This is a genomic window from Bradyrhizobium sp. USDA 336 (assembly GCF_044908355.1).
Taxonomy (GTDB): domain Bacteria; phylum Pseudomonadota; class Alphaproteobacteria; order Rhizobiales; family Xanthobacteraceae; genus Bradyrhizobium; species Bradyrhizobium yuanmingense.
Genome location: NZ_JBIYDC010000002.1, coordinates 965,816 through 984,766, shown reverse-complemented (window position 1 = coordinate 984,766; position 18,951 = coordinate 965,816). Strand labels below are relative to the sequence as shown.

Below are 18,951 nucleotides of genomic sequence, written 5' to 3'. Positions count from 1 at the left end.
CAAAACTGCCGCACTTGCATTTTTCATCTCCACTTCGATTAATATATTGTTTATTTAATTTGGCAAGCGGGTTTTTATAAGGTATATAATTTCATACTATCTCGCAGAACGCTTTAAATGACGCCTTCGGGCGGGCGGGCGCAACGTGACCAATCGTCGGACAGGTACGTGATGCTTCAGAACAATCTTCAACATGCGGATAGAATGCGGCTGCCGGTGAACGGACCGGCTCAACCCGCGCAGGCAGACGGCGGAGGGATCACCGACATCATCAATTTCGGCATCGGGCTTCTACGGCGCCAGTATCTCGTAATCCTTGTTACCGCCGTACTCGCCACTGCGGCCAGCTTGCTCTATCTCCGTTTGGTGTCCCCAACCTATACGGCGCAGGTTCAGATCCTGTTGGCCAATCCCAGGCCTCAATTTGTCCAGCAGCAATCACTCCTTGCCGAACCGGCCTTCGATCTCAGTCAAATCGAGACCCAGCTTCAGCTCCTGAGGTCAAAGGCCAATGCGGTTGCGGTAATCGACAAGTTGAAACTGGCCGACGATCCGGACTTTAGCGCGTCCGGCCTCACTTTGCAGGCGATCTGGCAACGAATTTGGCCATGGCCGTCGATCAGATCGAAGAAGGATGCGCCACACGAGACGAATGGCGAACCGTCGGACACTCTCGTAGACGCATTTCTCAGTCGGCTTTCCGCTGGACGTGTCGGGTACAGCCGGGTCATTGAGATCAGCTACAGTTCGAGCAACGCAGCTCGAGCCGCGGAGATCGTGAATGCGATAGCCGACACTTATGTTGCAGACCAGCTCAATGCAAAATTCGACGCCAATCGCAAGGCAACCAGTTGGCTGCAGGAGAGGCTGCGTGATCTCGGCGACCAAGCCCTCGCCGCGCAACGTGCCGTCGACGTCTACAAGGCTCAGAACAACATTGTTTCTCTGGGTGGAAAGCCCATCGACGAGCAGCAGATCACGGAGATCAACAATCGACTGGCCGCCGCACGTGCTCAGACATCTGAAGCCACCGCCAAGTTGGCTCGTTATGAAACTCTCCTTGCCGTCGACCCGAAAAGGCCGTCCTCGATAGACAATCTGGATGCTATCGGGACGGATGCGCTGAACAGCCAGATTATTACGGGGCTGCGCCAGCAATATCTGGAGCTCACCAGGCGTGAGGCCGAGTTGGCCGCGAGAGTCGGTCGTGACCACTTGGCAGTCGTCAATATCCGGAACCGCGCACGAGAGTTCCGCGTCTCCATTTTTGACGAGGTCAAGAGACTTGCCGAGGTCAGCCGAAGCGAATTCGAACTGGCTAAACAGCGCCAGGAAGAGATCGAAAAGCAATTGACCAAAGCCGTTTCGCAATCCCGTTCGGTCAATTCTGCTGAGCTGACCATCAAGGACTTGGAAAGCAGGGCAAAGGGCCTGCATAGCTTGTACGAGACCTTCCTTCAGCGTTACATGGGCTCTACACAGCAGGAGACGTTTCCCACCTCGGATACGCGGGTACTTTTTCCGGCTTCGCCGCCGGCGAGCAAGAGCAAGCCGAAAGCAAGGTTGATCCTGGCGTTTGGTATTCTCGGCGGCCTCGCGCTGGGCATCGGCTTGGCGCTCCTCAGAGACCTCATGGACCGCGTCTTTCGGACCTCTTCACAGGTGGAAACCGTACTGGAGTTGCCTTGTCTATCTTTGGTCCCGTTGCTGCCGGCCCGCAAATCTCCCAAACCACCAATCCGCCTTCAGAAGACCGATGATGATGTTCAGCGACGAATAGCCTCGTCTCCAACCGCAATTCATCAGACCGTGGTCGGGATGCCACTATCTCGATATACGGAGGCCATTCGTTCCATCAAGCTAGCCATCGACCACAACCCGGCGAAAATTTCCTCCCAGGTCATCGGCATTACCTCTGCGTTACCGAATGAGGGGAAGACCACGATTGCAGCCTCGCTCGCACAGTTGATCGGGCACACCGGCAAAAGAGTTATCATCGTCGATTGCGACCTCAGGAATCCCTCACTGACCGGCATCTTCGCGCCCAAGGCGGCCTGTGGGATCATCGAAGTTGCAAACGGTAGCCGGTCGCTCGCCGACGCTGTCTGGAGGGACCCGGCGACCAATCTTGCATTTCTGCCCGCCGTGCGCCGGGGACCTTTGCTTCACACCAGCGAAATTCTTTGTGCGGACTCGATAAGCAAGCTCTTCGACCGTTTACGGGCCGAGTATGACTACATCATCGTCGACCTTCCGCCATTGACACCGTTGGTGGATGTTCGAGCCACGTCATCCCTGATTGACTGCTACATTCTCGTTGTTGAATGGGGCCGGACCAAGATTGATGTAGTGCAACACGCACTGCACACGGCACCGAACATTCACGAATCTCTGATTGGGGCAGTTCTCAGCAAGACCGATACCAAGGCGATGGCTCGATATGACGGGCATCGGAGCTACTACTACCATGATAGCCATTACATCCGTTATGGCCTTTCTGGCTCTTGAGGCTGGCTCATAGCGGCCTGCCCCTTTAGCTGGCCTGAGGGACCAGCGGAGTGGCCGCACAACACCACGGGTGTTCACATGATGGTCCGGCTTGTCATATTGGCCGAGTTGGTGGCGATTGCCGCGGCGTTCGCAATGCCGGAGAGCCTGCAGGCCTGGGTATTGATATCGGTGGTACTCGCAACCGCGGCGCTAATGGTCGCGATCTTTCCACCGCCCTCCTCCCTCGGGCTCGCTAAACTACTCCGTCCTAGTCTCGTCGTTGTACTCGCGGCTCCGGCGCTCTGGATGGCTTTGCAGGCGGTGCCGATGCCGATTGGCAAACTCGGCAATCCCATTTGGGCAACTGCATCGGCGACCTTAAACGAGCCCCTCGCCGAAAAAATCACAGTCGACACCACGGCGACCATGGTCTCGCTCGTGCAGTATTGCGCCGTGCTTGCTGCAGCTCTCGCTGCAGCAGTCATCGCGCTTGACCGGTATCGCGCAGCGCAACTGCTACATATTCTGCTGTCGATAGCCACAATCGTTACCGCCTTGTGGTTCGGCAGGGAAATAGCCGGTGTGGCTGGGCCCGATGGCTCGACCGTCGCGGTGCTCGGTGTGTTGCTCTCCTGCGCAACGGCAATTCGTGCGGTCGATCAAATACTCCGACGCAGTCGACCAGGGACAATTGCGCTAGGCCCGCTCCCTGCGCTGTCAGTCGCGACCATCGCATTGATTGTCTGTATGGCGGCGCTGCTCATTCGGGGCAACGCGACTGCAGTCGTCTCGGCCATCCTCGGCTTAGAAATCTTGCTCTCGGTGTTCGCGGTTCGCAGGTGGTTCCCGGGATTGTGGGGTACTGCTGGCGTCCTTGCGACTGCCACGATTGTCTTCATTGCCACGGCTACGGTCATTCCCTTCAGAACGAACACCGACCTGACGATCGTCTTGTCAACGAGCAGTCAGGCCGCAACAGAACGGATGCTGCAGGACGTCGCGCCGGCAGGATCCGGTGCGGGTGCTTCGACGGTACTTTTGCCGATTTACCAGGACGCCGGCGTTGGCGACTCGCCAGAGAGACCAACCGCCGCCGCCACAATCGTTATAGACATGGGATGGGCTTTTCTTTGCGCCGTCGTGGTTGCTGCCTTGCTCTGCGCTACTGTGCTGATCCGACGTGCTCTGTTACGTGCTTACGATTACGTCTTCCCAGCGCTGGGCGCCGGCGCTTTGATTGCAGTGACGATACTCGCGTTCTCCGATCATGGAATTCTGGGATTGGGAGCATCGCTTTTGGTCGCTGCGCTTATTGGTCTGGCGTTCGGTCAAAGCCTCTCCGACGCAGCACGTGACGCCATCTCGTCTGGGTCGAAAGCGACGTCTGACCAAATTGCAGATCAAGCACCTGCGCCTCGCCGAACGTTGACCCCAACGCTAGTCGCCATTTGGCCCCGCGTTAGCCTGATGGTACTTGGTATTGTGCTGATCGTGGAAGCAGCGTGGATGGCTCTTCCTGAGCGGTATCTCGGCGCAAGATCGTCTTTGCCGTCAGTTCTGTCGACTGCAGCAGCAGGGCCGAGCGCGATGTCAAAGACGAGTTCCCTTGCGGCAGCGCGTGAAGATCTATGGATCCGAGGGGGATCAAGATTCAACCGGGATTCGGCTCTGGCTGCCGACGAACAAAGGACAGCTCCCCCCATGACTTCGGACGAGTTTGCCCGCGCATTGCGCTCTTCGCCACTCCGCGGTGACATTTGGCTCTTGCTCGCGGCGACGTCGAAGCACAGTTCGCCTCAGCCCAACACGGCAGCGATGCTTAGAATGTCATACTATACTGCGCCGAATGATTTGGACCTGCTTCCGTTGCGCGTATCGGTCGCACTCGCCGCAGATGTCATGGTGCGGGAGCCCGACCTGCGTGAATTGATCAAACGGGACGTCAGCCTCGTCGTTAGACATCGGCCTGCCCTCAAGCCAGCCCTTGTGACCGCGTACCGGTTAGCCTCGGCTGATGGGAAGATCTATTTCGAAGGCCTGATTTCGGAACTCGATCCGGCGTTCCTCGACCAGGTGCACGCGCAGAGTTCGCGAAGGGGTTCTCGCTAACTTCAAGAGCGCGCCTTCAGCCCAAGCCGCGATCGCAGATCGGCGACAAAGGGGCGCACGCCATTAAATGCGCGGAACCGGGGTTTTTGCTTGATAAGAGCGATTAATTAATAAATAATTAAATATTAAATAGCAGAGCCCCGGCACATGAACTTCGTGAACCGACATTTCCCCAATCGGGAGGTTACGGATCGTCTCAGTCCCGAACCGACGGTATCCCGCGAGCCCAAATGGCCCCTCCGTTATGACGCGGTCGAGCACGTGGTGCTCGGTGCTGATGTTGCGACTATTCTGTTTGCCAGCCTCGTCTCTACATTGCTTTACCAAGCTCAGTATGGGCAAGCCGCGGCCAACTTCGCCAACGCGCTTGGCCTGGCGCTGGTTAGCGCAGCTTATCTCGTTTGCCTGCTGAAGACCTACGGCCTTTATCAGCCGGTTGAGCTCCTCGTCCTCCGGAACCAGATGCGCGCGGTCTGTTTGGCTTGGATGTCCTCAGTACTTTTCATCTTGGCGGTGTACGGCTTCGCAATTCGCCCGGACACCTCTCAGCACCCAGTCCTGCTCTTCGCCGTCTTGGGCCTGAGCTTACTTTTGGGCGAACGGTGGGGAGTCAAGGTGCTTCTCGGAAGGGCCCTGAGCGGCAGGAGGTTCGCCACTACAAACATTGTTCTGATCAGCGATCAACCATTGGCGAAGAACGTGGGATTGTCCGAGACCTTGTCGATGCACGGGTATCTCATCAAGGGACGGTTCAGCTTGCCTCCGTTAGGCTTCGGTCCTGCCTGCCGAAGGCGGCTCACGACGCGCGTCATCGACTACATCCGCACCTGCAATCTCGATCAGGTGGTGGTGGAAGCTGAACCGGAGCGATGGCCCGAACTGCGAGCCTTTGTTGCCGATCTGCGCGTTTTGCCCTTCCCGATTATATTCGTGCCCGTTGGCACGACATCCGAATTGCTTCGACACCCCAAGCGGAGTCTTGGAAGCGCCGTTTGTGTAGAACTCCAGCGTGGCCCCCTCACACCGCTGGAGTGCGCGATCAAGCGGACGATTGACGTAATCGGTGCGGGCCTCGCATTGGTGATGCTCGCCCCGCTGCTTGCGCTCACCGCGGTGGCGATCAAGTTAGATTCCCCCGGGCCTGTATTCTTTCGGCAGCAACGCTGTGGCTTTAACGGCCGAATCTTCTTGATCCGTAAATTCCGGACCATGCGTGTGCTCGAGGACGGACCCGTAATCCTTCAGGCCAACCGCGCCGATCGACGCGTTACCCGCGTCGGCAAATGGCTGCGCCGAATGAGCTTCGATGAATTGCCGCAACTGTTAAACGTTCTCGATGGCAGCATGTCGCTCGTGGGCCCACGTCCTCACGCCGTGGCTCACGACAGTGAATTTGACAAGCTTGTGCGAAACTACGCGCTTCGGCATCGGGTCAGGCCAGGATTGACTGGCTGGGCTCAAGTCCATGGCTGCCGGGGCGCCACTCCCACAGCAGTCATGGTCGAAACACGTGTCCAATATGATCTCTGGTACATCGACAACTGGAGTCTTGGGCTGGATCTCGCAATCCTCCTGCGAACTCCGGTAGAGGTCTTGCGAGGGCGCAATGCCTACTAGAGCACAGATCATGCGAGTAGCGCCTGCCAATCGCCGACTAGTCACGCCCGCTGGCGAAGCTTCGGACTTGCTGCGCCAATGCGAAACTCTTCAATTCTCCGGCCAGACTTCATTGCGGCAACCAACCAGCGCGGCCGCTTACCACGTCCCGACCAGGTCTCGGCCGTCTGCGGATTCCGATACTTCGGCAGCACCCGAGGATATTTGCGTCTCGGCTTGCCGGTCGAAGACGCGCCTGCCGGGCTCGAATCCGCCAAAACAGCCATCCCGCCCCCAAGTGCCGCTAAGCGCTTTTCCAGCTCGTTCTTTTCCGCCTTGATCCGGTCAGACAGGATCCCGCTGATTTCCTCATGAAGCGACCAGAGATCGTCAAGGGACATCGCCTCTAACTCAAGTTTCTTAGCCGACATGGTCTCACCGTGTAGTTGCGCCCAATCAAATATCGCCTCTGTCCATATATTAATCAAGACAGAGAATCCCGATTATCCCAAGAGAATGTGGGGAACCGAACTGGAACTGTCGCTCCAGATAACTGGGTCCACGTTAATAATCAAGCCGGGAAAATGAGCGATCCGCACAATTTAACTACGGACAGGACATGAGCACATCTATTTGCTTAATCGCCGTGCGGGAACTGCTCAAGCCCCATCAGAGATGGCATATGAGCCGATCCCGTCAGGGACCTGCCACGCCGCAGCATTAGATGCTGACGCGCCGGACTGCTTTTTGTTAAGCCTCGGCTTGCCTACCGCCTTGCGGCCTCCCCCGAGACGCAAACGGCAGCTAATAATCCCAATCTCCTTCAGCGCGCGCCGTCTGAGCTCGATTTGGAAGCTCAGGGCCCGGATATTGGACAACACGGTCGGCGGAGCCGCAAACCGGCCGACTGAATCCTGAAGACGTTCAAGAGGATACTCTATCAAACCATGCCTCCTATACGCATCTTCGCAAGATTCTTTGCCACCGAGATCAATTAATAAAATAATCGTCGCAATAATTATTAAATAATATATAATAGATTTATTGCATGGTCAATTTGAGCACTGATTTGGTCAAACATTCATTCGTCACTGACGAAGAATGGCTGGATGACGACGGGTCAGTCGAGAGATGCTAATGCGAAGGCAAGATCTCGAAGCCATGGATTTTGAGGAACTTTGGCTCCTTCACGAGGAGCTGACAAAGATTCTCGCCGAAAAGATCACCGCCGAAAAGCGAGAGCTAGAAAAGCGTCTTGCGCAGCTCAACCAGCCGGATCAACTCGGTGGAGCTGAAAGCGGGGCGACTGAGGCGGGAACAGGCCAGCCGCCCCGTCGCAAATACCCGAAGGTCGTGCCGAAGTACTTCAATCCGCTCCAGCCAACAGAGACTTGGTCTGGACGTGGTAAGCAGCCCCGCTGGCTCGTTGCCGCCCTGCAATCGGGCCACACGCTCGAGGAGTTCAAGATCCCCGAGAACGGTGAATCGTCCGAACGGAATGCTGGTGGCCGAGAGCATTCCTAGATGCGCGAAAGTCGGACACACCGCATCGAGCTGGGAATTTCCACCGTGCGTCCCGAGCGGCGAATTCCGCCTCGAACAGGCGGCGGATCGAAAACCCGCTTGGCCAACCGACGCCTCAATCGCGAAAGCGCTGACGTTCGCTGGCCTTAGACCTTGCCCGCACGAGCTGCGGTCGTCGCGTTCAAAAGAAGTCGTAAGGTGCTAGCTCTTGGCACAGTCCACAATCCCCGTCGGTTCGCCCCTGTTTTTGTCGAGATGATAGTTGCCTCTCTGCGGTAGTTTCTGAAGTCCAGAAGGCTCATCGCCAGGAGAGGCACGCGCGTAGCCGGAAAGCGTGCTTGCATCAACTGACGCATGAACTGCAGGCGAGGAATCAGTCGGGAGCGCAACGCGTGTGGAATATCGACGCCAAGCAGCTCGGCAACGGCGATCAGCTGGGTTTCAACCGCGTTCTTCATCAAGTCGCCCGAGACACGAGAGGTAAGCTTCTCCCAATCGACAGGCTCGGCTGAATGGCTTAGGTCGCGCAATTCAACAAGGTGCCGCAGGTCGAGGTCGCCGAGCCAATAACCATAGTCTTGAAACTGGTCATGGATGATCAACATCAGCGCTTGGAAGGTTGGCGTAGGGATATATACGCGTGCCCGTCCGAGCGGCGCAGGAATACAATGGTTCAGCGCATGCCCGAAGTTCTGGTAGAGGTACGCAGGACCTGGAGCTGCCTGCTGCAGGTCGATGGACCCGACATCCTGGGGGCGATTCAGATCGGCATACCATCTATGGCTTTCGGGAGGGGTCTGGTTATGGATATCGTAACCAATTCCAGATAGCGCGGCGACAGCCGTTCTGGCCTCGTCCGGCATGACCATGATATCCAGATCGGACATTATCCGAACACCTCTTCGCGCCTCGGGCGCGGTCGCCAGTGTCGAAGCTCCCTTGAGTAGGACCGGCGTAATGCCATGACCGTTCAGCGCAACGACGGCCTCTTCGAGTTGAGCGACGAGGCGGTCATTGCGCAGCCCGTTTCGGCGGTGGATATGGCGAATATAGGCGCAGACGTCCTCCGGCAGCACCGACGCGAATTTGTCGACAAAGTCGATGAGCGCCGGCGTCGTCAGGGTCTGATTTGCGAGCCCGATGACGGAGGTCCACTCTACGTCGACGGGCGGCATGCCTCGCAAGCAGTTGCAGAGGCTCCTGACCGCGCTGCTATGCCTTGCCATTGCACAGATCCACAAGCAGGCGCCGAGCCTCTCCGGCCTCGCAGTAGGTGAGTTGAAGCGATCGCGCACCGGCGACAATCCGCCTTAAAGCAAGAAAGCCAGTCTGCGACAGTCTACCATCGCCGGCGAATGCGTGCTCGATGAGCCGCTTCATCGAATCCACACGATCTATTTCGGTTAGTTCGGTCGGACCGCTCGCGACCCGGTTCAAGAAGATGATCCAGCCTGCGGAGAAGCTTTCGTTCTGCGCATCAGGAATGGGTACGTACCGCACCCGAACGCCGTCGGAGCGGCAATGCGTCGCATCGTAGCGGTCGCCATGTAGTCGCGAGAGCAAGTCCCACGATCCTTCCTTGAGGGTGAGCGCAAACGGCACTCCGCAGATCGTTCCGTCACCGCCAACAAGCGCGACGTCATCGCCAGCGTACCGAAATCCGGCGTCCACCAGCTGCAGTGTGAGGGTAGACTTTCCTGCTCCCGGATGGCCGCATAACAACAGGCCCATGCCGTCGTTCACGAGAGAAGCGGCATGAAGGGAGAACACCCAACGAATGTTTCGAATAAGCCGCTCGGTGACGTGAGCTTTGATCGTAGGGGCTAGTGCATCGACTTCGCATCTGGAAATGCTGGAATCCTCTGCGCGCAAGAACACTTGCTCATCCAGTATCATTGCCTCGATCGCGATGTCGCCGTCGCCGCCGGCACTCTGGTCCGACACACTGAATGGCGACAGCAGCCGCCTCAAGAGGTCCGGATTTGCAGCCCGGATGTCTATTCTGTGGCGACCCAGATGAGCTGAGAAGCCGCAATCGGTCGGCATTCGCCAATCGACTTCGAGCAACGCTCGATCGATCCAGACATCTACGACCTGTCGCGTGAACTGGCGTGCCGTGTGCTCGTCAATGCCTTGCGCGGCAAGCCCCCGATAAATGTCTCCAAGCGAGGCGCCTTCCCCTAACTTACACCAGATGAATGCCCCTACTCGGTCGAGTTCAAAAATCTTCTGCCCCGCTTCGCTGAAGATCATTGGTCGACCATCCAACAGCGCGAATACTGCATCCGGAGCCGGTCTCAACACTATCTCTGCCGACGATCTTTCCAGCACGGCTTCCACCAATGTGAACCATTCTGCCTCGCCTGTACCGGCGAGGCGGCGACAGCCTCCGGGATGCGATGTTGTCGCGGCACCGGACAACCGGACCGCCGTCACCTGCGAGACTCAATCTAGCCCGGCCTGCGACGCCTGCGATTTCGTTCACACGAACACACACGACCCGGTCCGGCTCGTTTGGACATGTCAATCCGGCTGGTCATGCCGCGAGCTGACCGTCCTTGCCCCCGTCTTGAGGAGAAATGTTCAACCCCTGCTCTCCCATGAGGTTCGGCCTGGCGATCAACCGATGAGCATCCAATAGGTACCGATAAGCTTCGCGATCGGCACTCCGTTCTCTTAGAATGCGCTCCTTCTCGCCAATGCTGACCAATTCTGCGCGCATCTGAGCCAGCTGCAGCGTCTCCGAGGTGAGGTTGCACTGGTTAAGAATTAATTCCCACATTGTCTCCTCCAGCCGAAGAAACCTGGACGAGTGTACCTTACGTGATCGGCAGCAATTAACCAACGGATTTACAGATTTTGCTTATAATCAAAATTTGTTTCATATTTGAACCTCGGGCGAGCATTCAATACCGTGACAAAGCGCAACCACGTGCCGAACCGACTTGAATGATGGCCTGCAGAAGCCTACGAGAAAAGGGACTGACGTTTTTCGGTAATGCATCGCGCCGCGCAAAAAAGATAAATCAGCCGAGAGTCGTAAATCAGACCGACAAGGCGAGTTTTAATTTGCACAAATAATAAAAAAGAGAATAGTTAACGGACTGCACCGAGGGGAGTGACACCAGTGATGCGGTTGGCTGATCTGTCCGTCGAGAGGAAATTGATGGTTTCGTCGCAGGGGGAACGTTCGACACGAAGTCGCGGGTATTTCGACATGACGGTTATTAGGCGCCTCCCAGAAGCGTTCGGTTGAGGTCGGACATTATTCAGAGTTGCGGCGAAAGCCCGCAGCTATCCCAAGAATTCGCCAAGCAGGAATCCGGTCGGTTGGAGAAGCGTCGTCACGAGCAAGCTGCCCTTTTGCTCGAACAACGACCCCAGGTGCGATGCCCCCCAAGTCACCCGCACCGACGAGAGCGCACTCCAGCCGGCCGGCCCTTTTACCCGACAAATACGTGTTTCAGGGAGGCTCGTATGGGCATGATCATGGTCAAGTGTCCGCAATCCGGCCGCGCGATTCCGACCGGCATCAAATCCGATCGTGAGACTTTCCTGCGAAGCATCGTGTTTTTCGGCAATACTCTTTGTCCGGACTGTCGGGCCAATCACAACTGGTTTGCCCGCGAGGCCTGGGTCGAGGAGCCGATCGTCAGAACAGTAGAGGTAGCTCGTACAGCGCCAACGTGCTGATGCAAATGACGCGCGCGCTTCGGAGTGTGTGTCGATATTCCCCTTCCGATAGCGCGTTGCTGTTGCAACGCATTGCAACCATTTAGAATATTTTCGCGCATTGTCGTAAAACGAACCGACGCCCTCGGTGGCCATCGCTTAGACGTTGTTGGCACGTCGCCACAAATCCGAGCTTCCGTCACGAATTCGGCAAAGGCCTGTTTGGGGGTGTTGTAGTGAGTAGTGGGATTTCCAGCCTGGCTGTTCTGCGTGACACAAGAATCGAGCTCGTCAGCCTGCTGGCTCAATTGAGGCGGCTCCGCGAGAGAGTAAGAAGGGCGGAAGCACGGCGCTCGGGACAAAGACGATCAGCGTCGGCATCGCGCGCCCGAGGCCGCCGAGCATGAGACATCGCACGCAAGACATCCGCAGTTCAGGGCATTTGTGACGACTATGCTCCCTGGAGTTGAAGGCCAGCATGGAATTGCAAGCGCTCTTCTGGACCCCGTTAGTGTAGGACCACTTCATCGATACCCAACGGCCGAGGAGAACATTGGTGGCCCCCGGTCGATAACAAGCGACGGTATCGCCTCTTTCGTTGCCATTCTGTTCTAATTGGTATGTCTGACCGACCCGCGAGCTGGCGCATGCCCAACCCGCAACTGACAACCCCTCGCCAGGCACCTTCCGGAACCTGAACGTGTGCAACCTCTACTCGATAACGAAGAACGTGGACGCGATCCGCCGCTTGTTTGGCGAGCTCAACAGCAGCGTCGGCAACTTGCCGAGCATGCCAGGCATTTTCCCGGATTACCCCGCCCCCGATTGTCCGCAACGTGCCCGAGGGCGTGAGGTCATTGCGGCCAGCTCTCCGCTGAAACTCATCATTACTTAGGATGGGGGTGAAATCTTGAAGGCAACGAGCAAGCCACACAGTGAGCTTGCGTTCACTTTCGACAGCTCTGGCACACTCGTATTCACCGCCGCGGTGGGCAACCCGCCATCGATTTGCAAATTATGGTGCGCTCGGAGGGACTCGAACCCCCACGGTGTTACCCACTGCCACCTCAAGGCAGCGCGTCTACCAGTTCCGCCACGAGCGCTAGGAGATGCCGGCCTGAGGTCGTTCGGGCGGCCGGATCAGCGGCGCCGATCTAACAAATCCACCAGGGGGATACAAGCCTGCAAAAGCCCTGAATTCCACAAGCTTGGCAGGAAAAACGCCGCCCTCCCCCAGGAGATCGGCCTTATAGGATACCCTGGCCGCTACCGCTTGCCCGGTCCGTGTGACCCGGGGCCTACCGCGTCCCCGGCGAGCGCGGCAGCATCTGCTTGACCTCGACCGCGATTCTGTTGCGGTCGACCAGCACAACGCCGGAGGCGACCGGCAGATTATTGGCGAGCACCTTGACCTCGTCGGCCTCAGTTGCGTCCAGCTCGATGATGGCGCCGCGGGAAAGACGTAATACCTGATGGATCGGCATGGTGGTCGTCCCGAGGACGACCATGAGATCCACGGTGACTTTGTCGAGAGTGGGCACTGTCAGGACCGCCGTAACTTGAGACTTGGGACTTGGGACTTGGGACTTGGGACTCTTCATTTGCTCCAGAGATCATCACCACGTTATGGTTAGCCAATGGTTAATTCCCCTGAAAGCCACCGCCAACACCTCGATTTGACGTCGTTTTCCGCCGCAGGCGGCGAGGTCGTCGAATGGCGGATTTCGGACGCACCGGTGCCCTATCCGGAGGCCGTGGCCGCCATGGAGGCGCGGGTCGCGGCGATTGCCGCGGGCGAGGCGCCGGAGCTAGTCTGGCTGCTCGAGCATCCCCCCCTCTACACCTCCGGCACCTCGGGCAAGGAAGGCGACCTGCTCGAGGCCCGATTCCCGACCTTCGCGACCGGGCGCGGCGGGCAGCTCACCTATCACGGGCCCGGCCAGCGCGTGGCCTACATCATGCTCGACCTCAAGCGCCGCCGGCCGGACGTGCGGGCCTATGTCGCGAGCCTGGAAGAGCTAATCCTGAAGACGCTCGCCGCCTTCAACGTCCGCGGCGAGCGGCGCGAGGACCGGGTCGGCGTCTGGGTCAGGCGGCCCGACAAGGGACCTGAGCACGAAGACAAGATCGCGGCGATCGGCGTCCGCCTGAAGCGCTGGGTCTCGTTTCACGGCATCGCCATCAATGTCGAGCCGGAGCTGTCGCATTTCGCCGGCATCGTGCCCTGTGGTGTCGTCGATCCCCGTTACGGCGTCACCTCGCTGGTCGATCTCGGCCAGCTCGTGACCATGGCCGATCTCGATATCGCGCTCAGGCAGGCGTTCGAAGAGCTGTTCGGACCGACCCGCGCGCTGCTGCCGGAAGCGGCAGTCTAATACTTTTTTGTTTGAGCCGACCGCGCCGCTCTCCGCCCGCCGCGGAATCAGCTACGCTTCATTTCGGTGCCGCCCACGCCTCCCCCCTCCGCCGGGAAAGCAGACCTCATGCCGGGCGAGTTGATCATCGGCCGACTGTTCGAGCGCCAGGCATCAGGAGGGGTTGCGATCCATGCTCGCAATGGGAGGTTTTGACGATGAAACTGTCTGCGCCCATCTACCATCTGAAGCGCAAGGCCAGGCGCCTGTCCCGCGAGGCCGGCATTCCGCTCCACGACGCGCTTGACCGCATCGCTGCGACGGAGGGCTTTTCCGCCTGGAGCATGCTCGCGGCGAAAGCAGCCGCACTGACGCCCGCGAGCAAACTGTTCCCGCAATTCCGGCCGGGCGATTTGGTGCTGGTCGGGGCCCGTCCCGGACTGGGCAAGACGCTGATGAGCCTCGAACTTGCCGTCGAAGCCATGAAGTCCGGCCATCGCGCCGCGTTCTTCTCGCTCGAATATACCGAGAAGGATGTGTTGGACCGCCTCCGTGCGATCGGCGTGGAGCCTGCACAGTTCGTCAAGCTGTTCGAGGTGGATTGCTCGGACGCAATCAGCGCCGATTACATCGTCAAGCAGATGGAAGCGGCGCCGCGCGGCACCTTCGTCGTGATCGACTATCTGCAACTGCTCGATCAGAGGCGAGAAAACCCCGACCTGACGGTGCAGGTGCGCGCGCTGAGGTCGTTCGCGCGCGACACGGGGCTGATCGTCGTCTTCATCTCGCAGATCGATCGATCCTATGATTCCGCAGGGAAGCCCTGCCCCGATCTCAGCGATGTCCGCTTGCCGAACCCGCTGGACCTGAAGCTGTTCGATAAAACATGCTTCATCAACAACGCCGAAGTGCAATTCCGCGCGGCGAGCTGATGGCTGCAGGCCGCGGGTGAGATGGCTCACCCGCGGCCTCTCGCATCACGCCTGCAGCGAAACCTCGAGCTTGCCTGCGATGTAGCGCCGCTCCTGAGACAGGCCGCCAAAGCCGTAGGCGTCGCCCTTGACCTCGTCGACATGCAGATAAGTCTCGGGATGCAGCGGCCCCAGGATCTCGGCCATGCGCTTGAACATGGCGGCGAGATAGGTTGCCTTCTCGTCCTTGGTGTTGGTGCCTTCGGTGACGTGGATATCGATCCAGTAGCTTGCAAGCTTCTGCTCGGCGAGCGACTTGCCGCCAGCGAACCAGTCGCCTGCCTCGACCGACTTCACGATGATCGCGGTCACCTTGGGATCCTTGTGCAGGATACTTGCTGTGAGCGCGGATACCGCGCTCGCGATATCGGCCTTCAGCGAGGGGGACTGGCGGGACGTGGTGTAAGACACGGTGATCAGGGGCATTGTCGTTCTCCTCGATATGCCGCGCAACTTGCGCGGCGTCGGGAAGAAACTAGACCTGCCGCTGTCATTTTGGTATCTTATCAATATTGATAGCAGTGATAACAGATTATAATGACCGCCACACTCGACATCGCTACCGTCCAGGCCTTCCTTCTGGTCGCCGACCTCCAGAGCTTTACGCGTGCGGCCGAAGCACTCGGCACGACGCAGGCCGCGGTTAGCCTGAAGCTGCAGCGGCTGGAGACCGTACTGGACAAGCGCCTTGTCGAGCGCTCGCCGCGCGCAGTCCGCCTTACCGCCGATGGCGCCGCGTTCCTCGATCGCGCCCGCGCGCTGATCGCGGCGCACGATCTCGCATTGTCGGGCGGCGCGCCGGCCGCGCAGTCGCTCTCGCTCGGCATCTCCGATCACGCCGCAGGGCCCGAACTGGTGCCGCTACTTGAGCGCCTGCATGCGATGTCGTTGAACCTCACCCTCGCCGTCACCATCGGCTTCTCACGCGAGATGCAGGATGCCTACGATTCGGGCGAGCTCGATGCGGTAATCGTGCGCCAGGAAGGCAGCCGCCGCGGCGGCGAGAAGCTGGCTGAGGACGAGTTCGGCTGGTTCGCCGCACGCCGCTTCACGCTGCCGAAGGGCGAACCATTGCCGCTTGCGACCCTCGCCCCACCCTGCGGGGTGCGCGCCGTCGCCGTGCGCGCGCTCGACAAGGCCGGCATCGCCTGGCGCGAGCGCTTTATGGGCGGCGGCGTCACGGCCGTGGTCGCAGCCGCACTCGCCGGTCTCGCCATTGCGCCGCTGGCGCGACGGATCGCGCCACCTGGGTTGATCGACATCGGGCCCACGCACAAGCTGCCGAAGCTCGGCAGCTCGAAGGTGATGCTGCATTCGAAGGTCAGCGATCCCGCGAAACTTGCCGCGCTGCGTGCGGTGGCGGCGACATTCCGGAGCCTGGCAGCTTAGGGCGCCAAGCCAACCTCGCCTTGTTCGTGCGCAAGTCGCGCAAGGCATATCATCACCTCACAGGATCGCCTCGAACGCGCTGCGCAGCGTCTCGTGGCGGAACACGAAGCCGCGGCTCAGCGCCTTGTTCGGCAGCACGCGCTGGCCGCCAAGCAGAAGCTCGTCGGCAAAGCCGCCGCCGATCCGGCGCAACAGGCCGCCGGGAATGCGGAACACGACCGGCCGGTGCAGGCGGCGGCCGAGCTCTTCGGTGAATTTCGCATTGGTGACGGGGATCGGCGCCGTGGCGTTGACGGGACCCGACAGATCCGGCGTCGCGATCAGATAGGCGATCAGCCGGATCAGATCGTCGCGCTCGATCCAGGACATCCACTGCCGCCCGGTGCCGAGCGGGCCGCCAAGGCCGAACTCGAACGGCGTCAGCATGCGCGTGACGAAGCCGCCTTCCGTGCCGAGCACGAGGCCGATGCGCAAATACACCACGCGCACGCCGAGCTCCTCCGCCGGCCGCGCCGCTGTCTCCCAGGCCGCGCACAGCTCGTGGCTGAAGCAGGCATGCGACTTTGCCGATTCCGTCAGCACCTGGTCGGCCCAAAGGCCGTACCAGCCGATCGCGGAGCCGCTGATCAGCACCTCTGGCTTGCGCGCGAGCCGCGCGATCAGCCTGACGACCTCACCGGTCGTGTCGATGCGCGAGCCGACGATCTTCGCACGCTTCGCATCGGTCCACAGGCCGTTGCCGATCGGCTCACCCGCGAGATTGACTATGGCGTCGATCTGTGTGTCCGAGGCGAGCTGATCGAGGCTGGTGATCAGCGTCACCGGCAGCGGCAGCATCTCGGCTTTCGCAGGATTGCGGATCAGTGCGATGACATGGTGCCCTGCCCCGCTGAGGCTTGCCGCAAGCCGGCTGCCGATGAAGCCGGTGGCGCCGGTGATTAGCACGGTCTTGCGGCCTGGTAGCTGTTCGACAAGCCCGGCCGCCGGCGCGCTTCGCATGCGGCCGAGCCGGCGCATCGCCGCAAAATCCCTGATGCCGCACAGTGCCGCGCCGACTGCGCAGGCCGTCGCGGCGATGCTGAGCAGACCCTGATAGACGACGATCACGCCGACGGGCTGCATCGCCCAGGCGATCAGGACGGGCATCAACAGCACCAGGATGGCGCCGTAATTGATCGCAAGCAGCGTGTGATTGATGCGCTCGCTCGGCGGCAGCTTGCGGCTCAGATCCTCCTCGACGAAATCCATCAAGGTGATGACGATCTCGGCAACCAGCACCGCGACGATCAACAGCGCCAGCACGCCGTGCACCTCGAGCCAGCCGAGCACCAGGAACAGCAGCGCATAGAGCATGTTGCGGATGCCGTGCAGCTTCAGCTCGAAGCGCTGTGATGGCCGCCAAGCCAGGCGCTCGGTCAGTTCGTGATGATAGAAGGTGTCGAACACGCCCATCACGATCTGGATGGCGATGAGTGTCCACAACAGCGGCGTCATGATACGGCCTCCCTGAACAGGACGGATTGATGGATCAGCGCGCCGCGACGCGGGTGAGTGACATCGAGGGTGAAGCGGAAGGCGCCCTCGCCGAGATCTCGATGTGTCACGATGAGCTCGCCCGGCGTCAGCCAGCGCGGCACCGGAAGCCACAGCCGTCCAAGCTGGAGGCCGTAGCCGGCGCTGCGAAAGATTAGCACCTGATCCTCGACCGCGATGCGCAGCGCCATCGACACGCCGAAGCCGACATATTCCTCGAGCCCGGTTGGGCCGGCAAAACGCTTTGCGGAATGGATCACCTGAGGAAAGCCGCGCTTGCGCGCGCAGATGCGTGTCCAGGTCTGGCCGCCGGTCGCGCCGTCCTCGGTGACCGTGACGATCAAGGGCATGCCGATATCGCGGCCGGTCGGCAATGGTCCGCCGATCAGGCGTGCGGCCTGCGCAAACCACCAGCCGAAATCGCTGAAGGCGATCTCGTCGACCACGCCGACATAGACGATAGTGTCGCCGTCGGCGACGCGTTTCGAGAAGCGGCGCCAGGTCGCGAGCGGCAGGCGGCCCCAATCCTCGTCCGACAGCAGCGTGCGGAAACGCCGGTCGTCGAGCAGTCTTACGTGAGCGGAGGTCGATGCGTTGGAGCCCGATAGTCTTGCCGACGTCATCGCAACCTCCTCGATCCTATTTGACCTTGCCGATCGGCAGCAGGTTGGCGATCTTCTCGCCAAGCCGCATCAAGGCGACCAGCCGCGGCCGCGGCACCTTCAGCATCTGCATGAACCAGTGGTCGGCGAGTTCGGTGAACGCCAGCATCTCCTTCAGGCGCTTGGCAGCGACGGGACTGATGCCGGGATCGTCCGTGGCATCGGACACGCAGGCGCGAAGCGCCGCGATCGCCGGGTCGATCTCCCGCTCCTTGCGCCGCGCCGCGATCCTCGCGGCGATCTCCCAGATGTCGGTCTCAGCCTCGTAATGGTCGCGGCGGTCGCCCAGGATCGGCACCCGCCGGATCAGATTCCAGGCGAGCAGCTCCTTCAGCGAGTTGGAGACGTTGGACCGTGCCATGCCGAGCGTCTCGGCGATGTCCTCGGCCGTCATCGGCGCCTCGGCGAGATAAAGCAGCCCATGAATCTGGCTGACCGAGCGGTTCACTCCCCACTCGTCCCCCATGTCGCCCCAGTGCAGGATGAAGCGCTCGACGGCAGCAGGGAGTTTCTTCTTTCCGGATATTTCTGTCATGACAGAAATATCTGACGAACTCGCCTTCTTGTCAAGACGCCTTGCATGCCGCCCGTCAGTCCTGCCTAAAAATGTCCCACAGAGCGGGAACCATCCCGCAATTGGCGCGTTTGCTC

General features: G+C 59.8%; 17 protein-coding genes and 1 tRNA gene. 8 read left to right on the top strand and 10 right to left on the bottom strand.

What is annotated here, in order from left to right; translation table 11 throughout:
* Nucleotides 1-171 precede the first annotated feature (171 nt).
* The 3 genes from ABIA45_RS05590 to ABIA45_RS05580 all read left to right on the top strand — a co-directional run bounded on the left by ABIA45_RS05590 (nt 172) and on the right by ABIA45_RS05580 (nt 6,216).
* Complete coding sequence (locus ABIA45_RS05590) at nt 172-2,508, top strand: AAA family ATPase (RefSeq protein ID WP_271545081.1); 2,337 nt, start codon at nt 172-174, stop codon at nt 2,506-2,508.
* Between the two features lie 288 nt (nt 2,509-2,796).
* Nucleotides 2,797-4,599, top strand: a complete 1,803-nt coding sequence (locus tag ABIA45_RS05585) for a hypothetical protein (RefSeq protein WP_404651306.1) — start codon at nt 2,797-2,799, stop codon at nt 4,597-4,599.
* 147 nt (nt 4,600-4,746) lie between these two features.
* The gene (locus ABIA45_RS05580; RefSeq protein ID WP_404651305.1) at nt 4,747-6,216 is read left to right on the top strand and encodes an exopolysaccharide biosynthesis polyprenyl glycosylphosphotransferase; all 1,470 of its coding nucleotides are present in this window, start codon (nt 4,747-4,749) and stop codon (nt 6,214-6,216) included.
* Between the two features lie 41 nt (nt 6,217-6,257).
* Here ABIA45_RS05580 and ABIA45_RS05575 read toward each other — a convergent pair whose 3' ends face one another.
* Nucleotides 6,258-6,626 (bottom strand): H-NS family nucleoid-associated regulatory protein, encoded by a 369-nt coding sequence (locus ABIA45_RS05575; RefSeq protein ID WP_404540485.1) that lies wholly within the window; start codon nt 6,624-6,626, stop codon nt 6,258-6,260.
* Nucleotides 6,627-7,332: 706 nt separating this feature from the next.
* Between ABIA45_RS05575 and ABIA45_RS05570 the strand changes: the two genes are divergently transcribed.
* On the top strand, nt 7,333-7,719 hold the full coding sequence (locus ABIA45_RS05570) for an H-NS family nucleoid-associated regulatory protein (RefSeq protein WP_081493007.1): 387 nt from the start codon (nt 7,333-7,335) through the stop codon (nt 7,717-7,719).
* 146 nt (nt 7,720-7,865) lie between these two features.
* On the opposite strand, the gene ABIA45_RS05565 is transcribed toward ABIA45_RS05570, so the two are convergent.
* The 3 genes from ABIA45_RS05565 to ABIA45_RS05555 form a co-directional block, all read right to left on the bottom strand.
* Entirely contained in the window at nt 7,866-8,894 is a 1,029-nt protein-coding gene (locus ABIA45_RS05565; RefSeq protein WP_404651304.1) for a nucleotidyltransferase family protein, read from the bottom strand.
* A gap of 37 nt (nt 8,895-8,931) precedes the next feature.
* Complete coding sequence (locus ABIA45_RS05560; protein ID WP_404651302.1) at nt 8,932-9,972, bottom strand: serine/threonine protein kinase; 1,041 nt, start codon at nt 9,970-9,972, stop codon at nt 8,932-8,934.
* A gap of 283 nt (nt 9,973-10,255) precedes the next feature.
* Nucleotides 10,256-10,501, bottom strand: a complete 246-nt coding sequence (locus tag ABIA45_RS05555) for a hypothetical protein (protein WP_271544344.1) — start codon at nt 10,499-10,501, stop codon at nt 10,256-10,258.
* A 695-nt stretch (nt 10,502-11,196) separates the two neighbouring features.
* On the opposite strand from ABIA45_RS05555, the gene ABIA45_RS05550 reads away from it, so the two are divergent.
* The gene (locus tag ABIA45_RS05550; protein ID WP_074448160.1) at nt 11,197-11,412 is read left to right on the top strand and encodes a hypothetical protein; all 216 of its coding nucleotides are present in this window, start codon (nt 11,197-11,199) and stop codon (nt 11,410-11,412) included.
* A gap of 997 nt (nt 11,413-12,409) precedes the next feature.
* Here ABIA45_RS05550 and ABIA45_RS05545 read toward each other — a convergent pair.
* A tRNA-Leu gene (locus ABIA45_RS05545) sits at nt 12,410-12,494 on the bottom strand.
* A 195-nt stretch (nt 12,495-12,689) separates the two neighbouring features.
* Nucleotides 12,690-12,932, bottom strand: a complete 243-nt coding sequence (locus tag ABIA45_RS05540) for a FliM/FliN family flagellar motor switch protein (RefSeq protein WP_018647371.1) — start codon at nt 12,930-12,932, stop codon at nt 12,690-12,692.
* Nucleotides 12,933-13,028: 96 nt separating this feature from the next.
* On the opposite strand from ABIA45_RS05540, the gene lipB reads away from it, so the two are divergent.
* Nucleotides 13,029-13,766, top strand: a complete 738-nt coding sequence (gene lipB, locus ABIA45_RS05535) for a lipoyl(octanoyl) transferase LipB (protein WP_271544346.1) — start codon at nt 13,029-13,031, stop codon at nt 13,764-13,766.
* A gap of 197 nt (nt 13,767-13,963) precedes the next feature.
* Complete coding sequence (locus ABIA45_RS05530) at nt 13,964-14,677, top strand: DNA helicase (protein WP_404651299.1); 714 nt, start codon at nt 13,964-13,966, stop codon at nt 14,675-14,677.
* Nucleotides 14,678-14,722: 45 nt separating this feature from the next.
* Here the strand turns inward: ABIA45_RS05530 and ABIA45_RS05525 are convergent, their stop codons facing one another.
* Nucleotides 14,723-15,142 carry a 4-oxalocrotonate tautomerase family protein gene (locus ABIA45_RS05525; protein ID WP_157280447.1) on the bottom strand — a complete coding sequence of 140 codons (420 nt, stop codon included), beginning with the start codon at nt 15,140-15,142 and terminating at the stop codon, nt 14,723-14,725.
* A gap of 111 nt (nt 15,143-15,253) precedes the next feature.
* On the opposite strand from ABIA45_RS05525, the gene ABIA45_RS05520 reads away from it, so the two are divergent.
* Nucleotides 15,254-16,105 carry a LysR family transcriptional regulator gene (locus ABIA45_RS05520; RefSeq protein ID WP_157280448.1) on the top strand — a complete coding sequence of 284 codons (852 nt, stop codon included), beginning with the start codon at nt 15,254-15,256 and terminating at the stop codon, nt 16,103-16,105.
* A 57-nt stretch (nt 16,106-16,162) separates the two neighbouring features.
* On the opposite strand, the gene ABIA45_RS05515 is transcribed toward ABIA45_RS05520, so the two are convergent.
* The 3 genes from ABIA45_RS05515 to ABIA45_RS05505 are packed head-to-tail and all read right to left on the bottom strand — an operon-like array spanning nt 16,163 to nt 18,835.
* Nucleotides 16,163-17,599, bottom strand: coding sequence for a TIGR01777 family oxidoreductase (locus ABIA45_RS05515; protein ID WP_271544352.1), 1,437 nt, complete (start codon nt 17,597-17,599; stop codon nt 16,163-16,165).
* Nucleotides 17,596-18,261: a DUF4166 domain-containing protein gene (locus ABIA45_RS05510; protein ID WP_271544354.1), complete on the bottom strand. Its 666-nt coding sequence runs from the start codon at nt 18,259-18,261 to the stop codon at nt 17,596-17,598. The genes ABIA45_RS05515 and ABIA45_RS05510 overlap by 4 nt, the downstream gene beginning before the upstream one ends.
* 16 nt (nt 18,262-18,277) lie before the next feature.
* The gene (locus tag ABIA45_RS05505; RefSeq protein WP_404651296.1) at nt 18,278-18,835 is read right to left on the bottom strand and encodes a GbsR/MarR family transcriptional regulator; all 558 of its coding nucleotides are present in this window, start codon (nt 18,833-18,835) and stop codon (nt 18,278-18,280) included.
* Between the last annotated feature and the right edge of the window lie 116 nt (nt 18,836-18,951).

Bases quoted from the DNA above. Each gene is read 5' to 3' on its own strand.
- ABIA45_RS05590 (WP_271545081.1), top strand. From the start codon at position 172: ATGCTTCAGAACAATCTTCAACATGCGGATAGAATGCGGCTGCCGGTG.
- ABIA45_RS05585 (WP_404651306.1), top strand. From the start codon at position 2,797: ATGGCTTTGCAGGCGGTGCCGATGCCGATTGGCAAACTCGGCAATCCC.
- ABIA45_RS05580 (WP_404651305.1), top strand. From the start codon at position 4,747: ATGAACTTCGTGAACCGACATTTCCCCAATCGGGAGGTTACGGATCGT.
- ABIA45_RS05575 (WP_404540485.1), bottom strand. From the start codon at position 6,626: ATGTCGGCTAAGAAACTTGAGTTAGAGGCGATGTCCCTTGACGATCTC.
- ABIA45_RS05570 (WP_081493007.1), top strand. From the start codon at position 7,333: ATGCGAAGGCAAGATCTCGAAGCCATGGATTTTGAGGAACTTTGGCTC.
- ABIA45_RS05565 (WP_404651304.1), bottom strand. From the start codon at position 8,894: ATGCCGCCCGTCGACGTAGAGTGGACCTCCGTCATCGGGCTCGCAAAT.
- ABIA45_RS05560 (WP_404651302.1), bottom strand. From the start codon at position 9,972: ATGATCTTCAGCGAAGCGGGGCAGAAGATTTTTGAACTCGACCGAGTA.
- ABIA45_RS05555 (WP_271544344.1), bottom strand. From the start codon at position 10,501: ATGTGGGAATTAATTCTTAACCAGTGCAACCTCACCTCGGAGACGCTG.
- ABIA45_RS05550 (WP_074448160.1), top strand. From the start codon at position 11,197: ATGGGCATGATCATGGTCAAGTGTCCGCAATCCGGCCGCGCGATTCCG.
- lipB (WP_271544346.1), top strand. From the start codon at position 13,029: ATGGTTAATTCCCCTGAAAGCCACCGCCAACACCTCGATTTGACGTCG.
- ABIA45_RS05530 (WP_404651299.1), top strand. From the start codon at position 13,964: ATGAAACTGTCTGCGCCCATCTACCATCTGAAGCGCAAGGCCAGGCGC.
- ABIA45_RS05525 (WP_157280447.1), bottom strand. From the start codon at position 15,142: ATGCCCCTGATCACCGTGTCTTACACCACGTCCCGCCAGTCCCCCTCG.
- ABIA45_RS05520 (WP_157280448.1), top strand. From the start codon at position 15,254: ATGACCGCCACACTCGACATCGCTACCGTCCAGGCCTTCCTTCTGGTC.
- ABIA45_RS05515 (WP_271544352.1), bottom strand. From the start codon at position 17,599: ATGACGCCGCTGTTGTGGACACTCATCGCCATCCAGATCGTGATGGGC.
- ABIA45_RS05510 (WP_271544354.1), bottom strand. From the start codon at position 18,261: ATGACGTCGGCAAGACTATCGGGCTCCAACGCATCGACCTCCGCTCAC.
- ABIA45_RS05505 (WP_404651296.1), bottom strand. From the start codon at position 18,835: ATGACAGAAATATCCGGAAAGAAGAAACTCCCTGCTGCCGTCGAGCGC.